The organism is Mesotoga sp. UBA5825 (assembly GCF_002432955.1).
Classification (GTDB): domain Bacteria; phylum Thermotogota; class Thermotogae; order Petrotogales; family Kosmotogaceae; genus Mesotoga.
In genome coordinates, this window is sequence record NZ_DJHG01000046.1 from 1 (window position 1) to 11,224 (window position 11,224).

Annotated in this window: 11 protein-coding genes; 7 read left to right on the top strand and 4 right to left on the bottom strand. The window is 42.8% G+C overall.

Annotated elements, in window-relative coordinates; all coding sequences use genetic code 11:
• Positions 1 to 126: 126 nt before the first annotated feature.
• Complete coding sequence (locus B3N33_RS04630) at positions 127 to 957, bottom strand: transposase (protein WP_292592310.1); 831 nt, start codon at positions 955 to 957, stop codon at positions 127 to 129.
• 259 nt (positions 958 to 1,216) lie between these two features.
• Entirely contained in the window at positions 1,217 to 2,716 is a 1,500-nt protein-coding gene (locus B3N33_RS04635; protein ID WP_292592312.1) for a sulfite exporter TauE/SafE family protein, read from the bottom strand.
• A gap of 394 nt (positions 2,717 to 3,110) precedes the next feature.
• On the opposite strand from B3N33_RS04635, the gene B3N33_RS04640 reads away from it, so the two are divergent.
• The 4 genes from B3N33_RS04640 to B3N33_RS04655 all read left to right on the top strand — a co-directional run bounded on the left by B3N33_RS04640 (position 3,111) and on the right by B3N33_RS04655 (position 5,453).
• Positions 3,111 to 3,506 (top strand): nucleotidyltransferase domain-containing protein, encoded by a 396-nt coding sequence (locus B3N33_RS04640; protein WP_099830436.1) that lies wholly within the window; start codon positions 3,111 to 3,113, stop codon positions 3,504 to 3,506.
• A gap of 600 nt (positions 3,507 to 4,106) precedes the next feature.
• Entirely contained in the window at positions 4,107 to 4,313 is a 207-nt protein-coding gene (locus B3N33_RS04645) for a type IV toxin-antitoxin system AbiEi family antitoxin domain-containing protein (RefSeq protein ID WP_292592314.1), read from the top strand.
• 16 nt (positions 4,314 to 4,329) lie between these two features.
• Entirely contained in the window at positions 4,330 to 4,866 is a 537-nt protein-coding gene (locus B3N33_RS04650) for a type IV toxin-antitoxin system AbiEi family antitoxin domain-containing protein (RefSeq protein WP_292592315.1), read from the top strand.
• The gene (locus B3N33_RS04655; RefSeq protein ID WP_292592316.1) at positions 4,863 to 5,453 is read left to right on the top strand and encodes a nucleotidyl transferase AbiEii/AbiGii toxin family protein; all 591 of its coding nucleotides are present in this window, start codon (positions 4,863 to 4,865) and stop codon (positions 5,451 to 5,453) included. Before B3N33_RS04650 ends, B3N33_RS04655 begins: the two co-directional genes overlap by 4 nt.
• Positions 5,454 to 6,149: 696 nt before the next feature.
• On the opposite strand, the gene B3N33_RS04660 is transcribed toward B3N33_RS04655, so the two are convergent.
• On the bottom strand, positions 6,150 to 6,548 hold the full coding sequence (locus B3N33_RS04660; protein ID WP_214079489.1) for a putative toxin-antitoxin system toxin component, PIN family: 399 nt from the start codon (positions 6,546 to 6,548) through the stop codon (positions 6,150 to 6,152).
• The gene (locus B3N33_RS04665; RefSeq protein WP_214079488.1) at positions 6,545 to 6,826 is read right to left on the bottom strand and encodes a type II toxin-antitoxin system Phd/YefM family antitoxin; all 282 of its coding nucleotides are present in this window, start codon (positions 6,824 to 6,826) and stop codon (positions 6,545 to 6,547) included. Before B3N33_RS04665 ends, B3N33_RS04660 begins: the two co-directional genes overlap by 4 nt.
• Positions 6,827 to 7,533: 707 nt before the next feature.
• On the opposite strand from B3N33_RS04665, the gene B3N33_RS04670 reads away from it, so the two are divergent.
• From B3N33_RS04670 to B3N33_RS04680, 3 genes are all read left to right on the top strand, one after another.
• The gene (locus B3N33_RS04670; RefSeq protein ID WP_292592319.1) at positions 7,534 to 8,160 is read left to right on the top strand and encodes a type IV toxin-antitoxin system AbiEi family antitoxin domain-containing protein; all 627 of its coding nucleotides are present in this window, start codon (positions 7,534 to 7,536) and stop codon (positions 8,158 to 8,160) included.
• Between the two features lie 4 nt (positions 8,161 to 8,164).
• Positions 8,165 to 9,070, top strand: a complete 906-nt coding sequence (locus B3N33_RS04675; protein ID WP_292592321.1) for a nucleotidyl transferase AbiEii/AbiGii toxin family protein — start codon at positions 8,165 to 8,167, stop codon at positions 9,068 to 9,070.
• Positions 9,071 to 10,322: 1,252 nt separating this feature from the next.
• Positions 10,323 to 11,224: AAA family ATPase (locus B3N33_RS04680; protein WP_292592323.1), on the top strand; the 902-nt coding region annotated here is incomplete at its 3' end.

Genomic DNA, 11,224 nt, shown 5'->3' on the forward strand with positions numbered 1-11,224 from the left:
TCTCTCTTCCTCTCTCCTCTTCACGCTCTTTCGAAGGACGGATTCATGATCTTGGACGAAGGTCAAAGGACGTCTTTTTCTCTTCTGAGGAACTTGGACACATAGCATCGAAGAACGCTCCTAAAGCTACTCCCTCCTAGGTCTCCCTCTCGGCTTACGGCCAAGTGGAACCCCGAGCTCCTTCTCAAGATCGGCCACAAGTTCTTCGGCAAACAACGGCTTTCCAGAAAACGTGTTTCCCCTGATTCTACTCAGAAAATCATCCTCATCCGGAAAGCCAAGAAACTCTCTCCAGCCTTCCACATTCCAGTTAAGATCCAGATCCTTCAATGAAGAAAGCTGAATGCTCTTGCAAGAAGCTATTGGAACCTTAGAAGATATAGCGTTGCCTTCAGACACTTTTTCATTTGCCGTGATAGATCGGGTACGAACGGGCTCTTCATGTATGTCCACAGATTCATTGCCTGCATCTCTAGAAGAGCTGTTGGTTTCATCCGAAACGTCTACCATCACACTCATACCAACGTGTTCCCTAGCGCTCGACCATTCATACTCCCAGGGAAATTGAACCATCTTGGCCCGAACGGGATTCCTTTCAACATACTTGAGAGCCTCCAGAGCGTGATCGCGATGAAGAGGACAGGAGTAGAAACGCGCCTGCCAGAGATGGCCGGCTCTCCGGTTCTTCTTGTTGAAGTAGTTTGAGTACCTCATATTGGTGTACTTGAAGGTCATTGCAAGTGAATCGTTTCTAAGGGGAGCCGCTAAGAAATGCACGTGATTGGTCATAAGACAGTAAGCATAGATCTTCATTTCATACTTTCTCGAATACTCACTGACGAACTCAATGTACTTCTTCCTGTCGGCAGAATCCTCAAATATGTTCTGCCTGTAATTACCTCTTTGAGTAATGTGATGAACAACACCTTCGAATACGACCCGAGCTGACCTCGGCATCATCATCACCTCGAACCATATAGATGAAAAGAATCAGTCGAGCAAACCTCTATGCTCAAATGAACGGCTCCGATTCTGTCATCCCGCAGTGATCCTATGCGGGATCTCATTCTAGAGAAGATGCGGACTGACGAATCTCCAAACGTCTGTATCCAATTTTCGCATACCTCCGATTCAATAGAGATTATAACAAAAATGGAGTCTGTCCCTATTTATAGAGTCCTGTTTATAGAGTCCTGGCCTCTTGCAAGAGCGTTTGTCAGTTCACAACTTCTATGATCCCTGTGTAGTGGCCCATCCAGCAACTGAATTTATACTGACCGGGAAGCTGCGGAGTGAATTCTACAACGCTGGTGTTGCCCCTGGTAAGCTCTACGCGTTGGGGAAAGAGGTTTCTTGAGATGATAGCGTTGGTGCAACCGCTGGTGCCGACATCTTCGATCTCCCACCTGACGGGAACGCCGGCTTTTACCTGATAATAATCTGGCGTGTATCCTGTCGCATTGGCCACAGTCCTTATAACCTGTATCTCCGGTCCACTCTGGACGATAACAAAAGGCTGTTCTTCCACAACTTCCTGAAATCCAACCATCTCTTCGATGTCTATGATTTCCCCCGTTTCCTTCGGGCTAGCTTCATTCACAACTATCTCTTCTTCTTTTTCACTGGCTGTTGCCAGTACGGTCGTAGAATCATCGGGAGTAAACGGAACCTGCTCGCTGGTCCCGATGGTCAGATTGTTCAGGCTGGGAAGTCCTAGGACGTTTAGCTGGCTGTTCACGTTGTAAATGACGAAAAATATTATCAAAACCGCCGCTATTTTCGTGAAGACTTCCGAGAAGGTCTTCATGCTGAAGAACTTAAGTGATGAAGCGCCGATAGCGATTAGTGGGAAGAAGGTGCCAAGTGCGAAAAAGAACATTATCATCGAGCTATGGAATGGAGAGCCCGACAGTAGTGCCAGAGCCTGAGCCGTTATCGTGAAGCCGCAGGGAAGGAAAAAGGTTGTAGCTCCCAGTATGAAGGGCATCATTCGTCCACGTCTGGATTTATCTACTGCCAGCAATTTACGTAAAAAGGGAGGGATCGACAAACTCACCGTGGGGATTCCCAGCATTTGAAGTGCCATCAAAAGCATCACGATTGAGACTGCTATCACAAGGATCGAAGAAAAGGTCAACGAGATTTTCAGACTCTGGCCAAGCCAGCCCAGCAAGAATCCAAAGAAGCTATAGAAGACCAGCCGTCCGGCATGAAAGATCAGATGGGGCTGCAGCTTTTGAAGAAAGGAATCCTCAGAACTGTAAAGCGAATACCACTGTTTGGAAACAGAAAGAACAAGACCTCCCACAAGAGCCGCGCAGCTAGATATCCCTGCTACCAGTCCGAAAAGGAAGAAACCCAACAGCGATGAACTTGAATCTACGTTCATCAAGCCGCCAATGGCGAATTTCTCCACGGTGAAAAACACAACAATGGCCAGCGAAGCGGCAACGAGTACCTTTACTGCTTTTCCGGTATGTTTCTCCGACTTCGACTCAGCGACACTGTATCCCGTTCCGCTCAAGATCTCGTTGATACTTTCGACCGAGATAGCCTCCCCTAGGAATTCAATCTCGACCGATGAATCTTTCAGGGAGGCCCTAGCCCTTTTTATGACTTCAACTTCCTCAAGTTTACTTTCGACGAAAAGCTGGCAGTTCTGGCAATGCATGCCGCGCACAAAAAACGTCTTTAATGAAGAGGATCTCGAGCTCAACTGAGTCACCTCGCAAATGAAGAGAGACAAGATCAACAACATTTTTATTCTAGCACAAAGCAGACAGTTTTTGTCCACTCAAAACTGTGATAGATACGTTGTGCCATGGTTTACAAAATCGAAGATCGACCAATTTCACCATGAAAGGCCGAAAGCGGTAGGCCGGCAGTTCTTCCTTTGTCGAAGTTACTGCCAGTTGGCCTGATCGAAAGTGGGAATTTGAATGATTGAATCTAGTTTTGTCTGCCAGAATTGGTATTGGCCGATGAAAGGAGGGAGCGGGTTTCCTCTGCGATTTTAAAGCAGCCCCCCGCCGATGAATTTACATAGATAACAAGATCAAAGAGACCCCTTTGATTCGAAATGAAAGGATTATCAAGGCAGTAATCGAGAAATCAAGGCGCGTTTGCCCTGTTCAGTTGCTCTGATTGGTATCTATGGCTCATTCACCTCGGACGATATTAACGAAAAGTCCGATCTTGACCTATTCATAGTGATGAACGATCCCGATGGTTACAAGATCACTTCATGCTTCATTGTGGGTTATGTCACACACGACGCTTTTTTGTACGACTGGGAACAAATTGAAGAAATGGCCCGATTCTCGAACCCGTTTGTCTCCACGTCGGTAGATCTCAAGATCGTCTACTATCTGGATGAGAAGAATAGTCAAAGATTCATGGAACTTCGCGATGCTGTTGATAAACGGCTGGCCCACCTTTTAGCGAGTAAGACCTGCAGAACATCAAAGTCCATTCCTAGGAGGCTCAAAAATGATACGCGTACGTAATGATGAGAGAAAAGCCTGAAATAGCCAAGTATGCGTCCGCCGGATTGACCCACTACTCAGAAATGATCGTATATCTCTTGAACAAAGCGTGCGAAGACTCGGAGAAAAACGTAGGCCAGAATAGATCGAGAGGATGCATAGATTATCGTCCGACCTTCTGGTTTGCTACCGTCTACAAGTTGAGACAGATTTGCTGCGATCGATCAAGAAAAACGAAACCTCGTTTATTCAATGTATCAAAGATGAAATTGTTGAGATCAAAAGCAAGGTACACAATATGAAAAGACTTTACCGGCAGGCTCTAGAAGGGTCTTACGAGGAAACTCATTCCGACTGATCGACATATCTGTTTTAAACGACGTCCAAAGCACATCGAAGCTGAAGGTTGTTCACGATATGGCCGTCACGCTTACCGGGAAATAGTCCCTTCGACCCCCAATGGTTGGACAAGAAGTCAGAGAATCACGGTTTTACGATCTGAATCGGAGTTTCATCGNNCTTCAAATTGAAAAACATAGACAATCTGCTAAACTGTAAATAGAACTATTTCTTGATCCGATACGTAAAACATAACATGTTGGGTAAGGTAGGTGTATTGTAATGAGAATAGACATTCTAGACAAATTAGCCAAGAAAGGTGATGTGTTTACCATAAACGATATTGCTAATGAGTTCAATATTCAGAGAAATGTCCTTTGGGTAATGCTTTCTAGGCTAGAAAAAGGAGGCTGGATAAGAAGAATAGAGAGAGGAAAGTATTTGATAATACCTTTGGGAAGAGAAAAGGACAGATATACNNGTAAATGAATTCCTTATTGGTTCATTGCTTGTTGATCCATATGCGATAGCGTATTGGTCAGCTTTGAACCATTATGGATTAACTGAACAAATACCAAATACCGTATTCATTGAAACAACTTCAAGAAAGGACATACGGGAAAAGAGAATCATTGGTATTAGGTACAAGATAGTAAGAATAAAAGAACACAAATTTTTCGGTATAGGAAAGACCTGGATCGATTACGATCAAATAAACATAACAGATAAAGAAAAAACAATAGTGGACTGTCTGGACAAACCGCAATACTGTGGTGGCATTGTAGAAGTGGCAAAAGCCATAAAAAGTGGAGAATATGATAAATATCGACTTGTTGAATACACAAAGAAAATCAATAATACCGGAGTCATAAGAAGATTGGGTTATTTGTGTGATTATCTAGATGTAGATATAAACCTACCCGCTATCAATACAAGGAACTATCTATATCTTGATCCAACAATGACACATAAAGGTCCAAAGAACTCAAAATGGATGCTCATAGTGAATCTGGATGAAAGAATATTGGGAGATTTAGAATGATTAGACCACAAGAAATCGAAGAAAAATCAGGTCAATTGGGAGTACCAATCTCGGCCATAGAAAAAGATTATGTGCAAAATTGGATATTGAAGCATTTAAGAGCAATAGACATGGTTCTGAAGGGTGGTACGGGCATTAGAAAAGTCTACTTTGAGAATTATAGATTTTCGGATGATCTCGATTTCACTTTGCTTGATGAAGTTGAGATTGATGAACTCAATGAACAAATCACTAATGCTGCAGAAAGAACACAAGAGGAAAGTGGAATAAGTATCATTAATAGCGGCATCAAATCGAACGATAATGGATACGAAGCAACCTTATCATTCCAAATAAAACAGAGAGGGGTAAACAGAACAAAAATAAAGGTCGATATTACAAAGAAATCGAATGAACACGTAATTCTTCCACCTAGCCTAAAGCAGATAATTCATCCTTATTCTGATCAGTTAGATTATGAAGTAAAGGTGTACCCGCTTGAGGAAATCATGGCAGAAAAAATTAGGAGTCTCTTTCAAAGAACAAGACCTAGAGATCTATATGATATATGGAAATTATGGGATAAGGTTGACTGGTCGATTATTTGAAGGCATCGTTCGGGAGAAGTTTCTCTTCAAGAAAATAGACTTTGATCTTGATAACTTCAGAAGCAATGAAAGAGACTTCGAAAACGCGTGGAAAAGCTCACTCGGAAACCAAATAAACTCACTGCCTGCGTTTAGTAATGTATTTGACGATGTTCTTCAAAAGCTACATGAAAAAAACTGGATGAATAAGCATCGTTAACCTTGAAAATGGAAGTGTTTAGCTAATAATCTCACGAAGGTATCGTATCAAAGCAGTTCATCCGGTAAGAGCACTTCGATGCCTTTATCTGGCATGAAGATCAGAGCGTTTTCCTACACGCATATCCGATTGTTTTCCAAATAGCATTTCACGGGTTCCGGCTCTGTATGACGGTTTATGATCAACGACCCACGTCTTATGAACCGCACTTCTCGGAAAACTATCGACTGCAAACGTGCTCCAACCGAACGAACACCTGTGTTACTGAATGTAAATAATGGAGTCCCTATTTTTCTAAGATCCGCTGTGCGCTTAAGAATAAGAACCCGCTGATAGCTGGTAAGAACCGATTCTTTAGCTCTTGTTCTTATAACTTGCATCTTCGAACTTGGAACTGATGACCAAGAACCTGGACGCGAAGCGTCAGAACGATGAACCGCTCTTGATAAAATAGACTCTGTCCGTATTTTTCTTAATCGGCTTTCAAAGATAGCTCTTCACGCCCTTCTATGAACTATCTGAAGCAACGCTGCGGGACTCAGGACAGTTACGAAATCGGCGGGAAAGTGTTTAGCATTCCCCGTAACGATCGGACTGTTAGTGGCTCTGGAGACTTCAACAAAAGGTAAATCCGATAGATCTGGAAGCTCCAAAGAGACAGGTTCGGGAGTCACAAGAAAACCCGACCTGACAAAGAAATCCAGAAGCGACCTTATATCGTCGCTCCTGAATCCAAATCTCGGTCTTTGAAGAACCCTCTCGTATTCATCGATAATTCTTGCATCGAAACAGGGAAGAACACGATTTGAGAGAATACAATTGAGAACACCTGCGGGACTTCCGTAAGGATTTATTAGAGCCGCGACAAGGACGTTTGTGTCTACTACAATCTTCATCTATCCGCTTTTCTGCTTTCAGAAATCTCTCTCTCAATTTCCTCTGAAGAAAGACTATCAAGACCGTTATTCAGAGACTGGAGCCGCATTCTTTCGACCGCGAGTTCAGCTTTTGCTCGTGCAATAGCCTTTATGAGAAATTCGAGATCCTCGTCTGCCCTTATCATTATTGCTTTAGGCTTCCCGTTAACTGTAACGATAACCTCCGATCCCTCATCAAGCGTTTTCCAGACCGCTGAGGGATTGCTTCTCAGGTCTCGAGTCGCTATGTACTTCATAAAACCACCTCCTGTACAAGTATATTGTACAATAAGACCTACATAATTACCTACACAATCGTAAATGCCAGTTCCGCTCCGCGGCCTAAGAACCAAGAACCTGGACGCAATGCGTCGGAACGAGGAACCGATCTTGAGAAAATGGAGTCTGTCCCTATTTTTACTAAAAGGCGCGATGGATGAAGCAATGGATCATGGATAATCAGATAAGAGTCATCACTGAGAACCGGAAGTTTTTCTGGGTTTCATCTGGCAAGGTAAAAGACAGCAAGAACTCCCAGAAAATTCGCCTTCTCCACAAACAAGGAATCGAAGGCCCACAAGAACATCTGGTTGTTGACAAAGAAATGAGATTCTAATGCCCCATCCGATTATCCCGTATCAGCCCGAAGTAATTCTATACGGGACACCGTTCTTTAAGTAATGGATCTTGCTCCCGCTCTACGCCCTCGATCCTAAACCAACCAAGAACTTGGACGCGAAGCGTCGGAACGAGGAAACGCTCTTGATAAAATAGAGTCTGTCCTCGTTTTTCCGTTTTTGAGATTATAGCAAAAAAGGAGTCCCTAATTTCCTATGGCAACCGCAAAGCGGTTCGTGTCGTGCTTCTTAAGCTGCCATTATGGTAGAATAATTTGGATAGAACACTAGGCAAATATTTATAATTACATAGTGTTCTATCCAAATAATCGCTGGAGGCCTTTTTAATGAGCAAGAAAACCGATATTGAGAAAAAAATAAAGTCCTGCTTCAAATATAATAATTATTTCCAGCAAACATCGCAGTTTCTAAAAGCGGGAATACATCCAAGAGAAATAAAGACGGCTCTAGAAAATGGATGGATTATCAGGATAAAACATGGTCTATATATGCTGGCAGATGCATACAATGGTCTTGAAACTGATCTTGTGGCAATTACTAAAGCAAGTAAATATACCGTTATATGTCTAGCTTCAGCACTCCAGTTTTATAACCTGACCACATACATCTCTCCTAAAATTACCATTGGTGTACCTAATAACGTAAGTCATCTCAAGTTTGAATATCCCCCCGTTAAACTCTATTACTTTGACAAAAGCACATACAAAATCGGTATTACCAGAATAAAAACGAATTCCGGGATTATAAGAATATATGACCTCGAAAGAACCATCTGCGATGCTTTCAGATTCAGGAAGGAACTTGGAGAAGACATTGCCGTTGAATCATTAATAAATTATGTAAAACGTAAGGATTCAAATATCTCAAAGCTAATGGAATACGCATCAATGCTTAGAATCAAAACGGTGATAACACCTTATCTTATACCCATTATAACATCCGCTATGGAGTGATTGTATGCGAAATATTGGGGCTTCGGTTAGAACGAAACTGTTGAACATTTCAAGACAGACAGGAAGATCCAATGAGTACTTGCTCATACAATACTTTTATGAGCGTTTTCTCTACAGATTAGGAAAATCAAAATACAGAAATAGATTGATACTCAAAGGCGGAATGCTGTTGATATCCTACGATTCTCTAAATAGATCAAGGCCTACAAAAGACCTAGATTTTCTTGCAAAGGGGCTTCCAATAAAAGCAGACAAGGTAAAACCAATTATTGAGGAAATACTTAATTCCGCAGACTCGAATGATGGGGTGCTATTTGATGCAAACAGCATTCAGGTTGAGCAAATAACAGAAGATCAAGATTATACAGGAATTCGGGTCTTTTTTGTAGCTCAGCTTGCCAATACTAAAGTAAAGACCCGACTTCATTTGGATATTGCCGTGGGAGACAGCATTGTTCCAAGTCCGATTGAAATGGAATATCCCGTACTTCTTGATTTTGAAGCTCCTAAGGTTATAGCTTATTCCAAAGAAACAGTTATAGCTGAAAAGCTTGAGACAATTGTCAAAAGAAGCACGGCAAATAGCAGGTTGAAAGATTTCTATGACATATACTACCTTGCTCAAACAACCAATTTTTCTCTCGATGTCCTCTCCAACTCAATAAAATCAACCTTCATGAATCGAGGAACTCCTCTTCCAGAAGAAACTTTCTTTCCCGAAATGATCAAAGACGATGCTGGTATGGAAATACGGTGGAAAGCCTTCATTTCAAGACACGGACAACTTACGGATATTTCATACCAGGAATTGGTTAAAAAGCTGGATTCTTTTACCAGACCAATTATAATGAAAAACCAAGAGGAAAGTATTTGGGATTTCAACACATGGTGCTGGGCATCTACCTTATAAACCAACAAAAATAACAAAGGAAAGAACACCTTTGAGAACTATCCCTGTTTTTCAAGGCTCCCTCACTCGTTAGCGTGCAACTCGGTTTTCAGCTTAGCTAGTATATCAACAACCACGAAGTGGTTCGAAACAATTCCATAGGAGTTCGTGACACCGGCTTAGTCGGTCGTGTCAATCCCGAAGGGATTCGCCCCGCTGCAAAGCAGCTCTTGCCTAAACCCAAGGCGCATCTCTTGACCCTACCATTTTCCCGTAGAAAATGCGACCATATTTTCTGCAGCGTCACTTTTTGTCGGTCTACCCCTTGGCCTTCTTTTAAGTGAAACGCTTAAAACATTTTCGAATTCGGCAACCTTTTCATCGCTGAAGAACGGCTTTCCATCTGAACAGAGCTTTTGTTCAATGGGTTAGACACAACAAAATACAGCATCTAACTGTTCGCTCTTGGATGATTCATCATCACCACTTCACTTCTTCTTGTTTTACTACACCTCATTTACTTGTCCAATTCCCCTCGTGGTGAAAAAGGCAAAGAGATACCTCTTCTTGTATCACTTTTGTCTTCATCTCTCTTTGCACTGCTCTCCTGAATGAAGAACTATATGACGCAAATGTAAATAAAGGAGTCCCTATTCTTCCAACTTTCCTATTTTTCTCAACGTTTCCGAGCGAAAATGTGGACTGACGGGATCCTGACGTCTGTCCCCGTTTTTCGCTACTACAATAGTGTCATCCCATGTAATCCCGTAGTACTCTCATACGGGATCTAGATCGGGGTCTTATGCCGTTGATCCTGAACCAACAACCAACGAAGAACAAAGCTCCTAGCTCTGGAACGAGGAACTTGGGCGCAGCGCGCCGGAACCGCCCTTTCGCTCTTGATAAAATGGAGTCCCTATTTTTCTCTGAATTAAATGCTGGAGCGTTTGCTGGAAAGAATTTCATCATCACGCTACCAATCGAACTTCATCTTGAAAGGTAAATTTCTTATCGCATCAATAGTAGGCCTTGATACAAGGGCGACCATGGATATGGACGGGACCATTAAAGGGCTAAAGGTGAATGCTGAAAGTATATCAAACATGCAGAACGAGGTCTGTGCGATAGAAATGTGAATAATGAAGTCCCTATTTATAGAAAGGCCTTACTTAGTGTGGTTTGGTTGAAGANNGAAGATTCAGGAATTCATGCGGAAATTGATATAATTGTTCTTGTATAGCCTAAGCAGCGCAGGAAGAAGGGAGGGTTCTCCGTGAGAGTCGTTCTTGAGAATATCGGGCCGATAAAAAAAGCAGACATTTCGGCCGGTGATCTGACCGTTCTCGTCGGGCCACAAGCAACGGGTAAAAGCATCTTTCTTCAGTTGTTCAAGTTCTGCGTTGATCACGCCGACATAGTCAGAGAATTGAAGAAGTTTGGCTTTGATTGGAAGAATGAGCTCGAGAGTTTCTTGCCAGTCTATTTTGGCGAAGGGATGCAGGCGATATGGAATTCTCAGAGCTACATTGGACTTAACGGAAGAAAGTTTCAGATCGAAACTCACGTGAAGAGATCAGGCGGAGAAGACAGTGAGGCCAAGGTGTTTTATATACCCGCTCAACGAGTTCTGATTATCTCTGCCGGGTGGCCACTTCCTTTCACCTCTTTCGATCCTACGTACCCTTTCGTTGTTAAGGATTTCAGCGAGAAGATCAGGCGCATAATGGATTCCGGCCTTGGGAGCGGCGATACCCCAATTTTTCCGAGAGACGGATACTTCAAGAAAGAGATAAGGGACGCGCTGCAGAAATCCATAATGAGAGAAGGCAAACTGAAACTAGATATAGGCCTCAGGAAAAGAATCATGCTGGAGGTTGCAGGAGTATCAATGCCCATCATGACTTGGTCTGCAGGCCAAAGAGAATTTGCGCCCTTACTACTTGGGTTGTTCTGGCTGCTGCCTTCGGCAAAAGTCTCGAAAAAGCAAGGCGTGAACTGGGTCATTGTTGAAGAGCCAGAAGCAGGCCTTCATCCGCTTGCAATTAGGGATGTCTTTCTTACTATAGTCGAACTGCTGAGCAGGAATTATAAAGTCTTGCTCTCAACCCATTCTTCGGGAATAATCGAACTTGTTTGGGCGATAAATGAGATTGTATCTCATCCTGAAGCAACTGC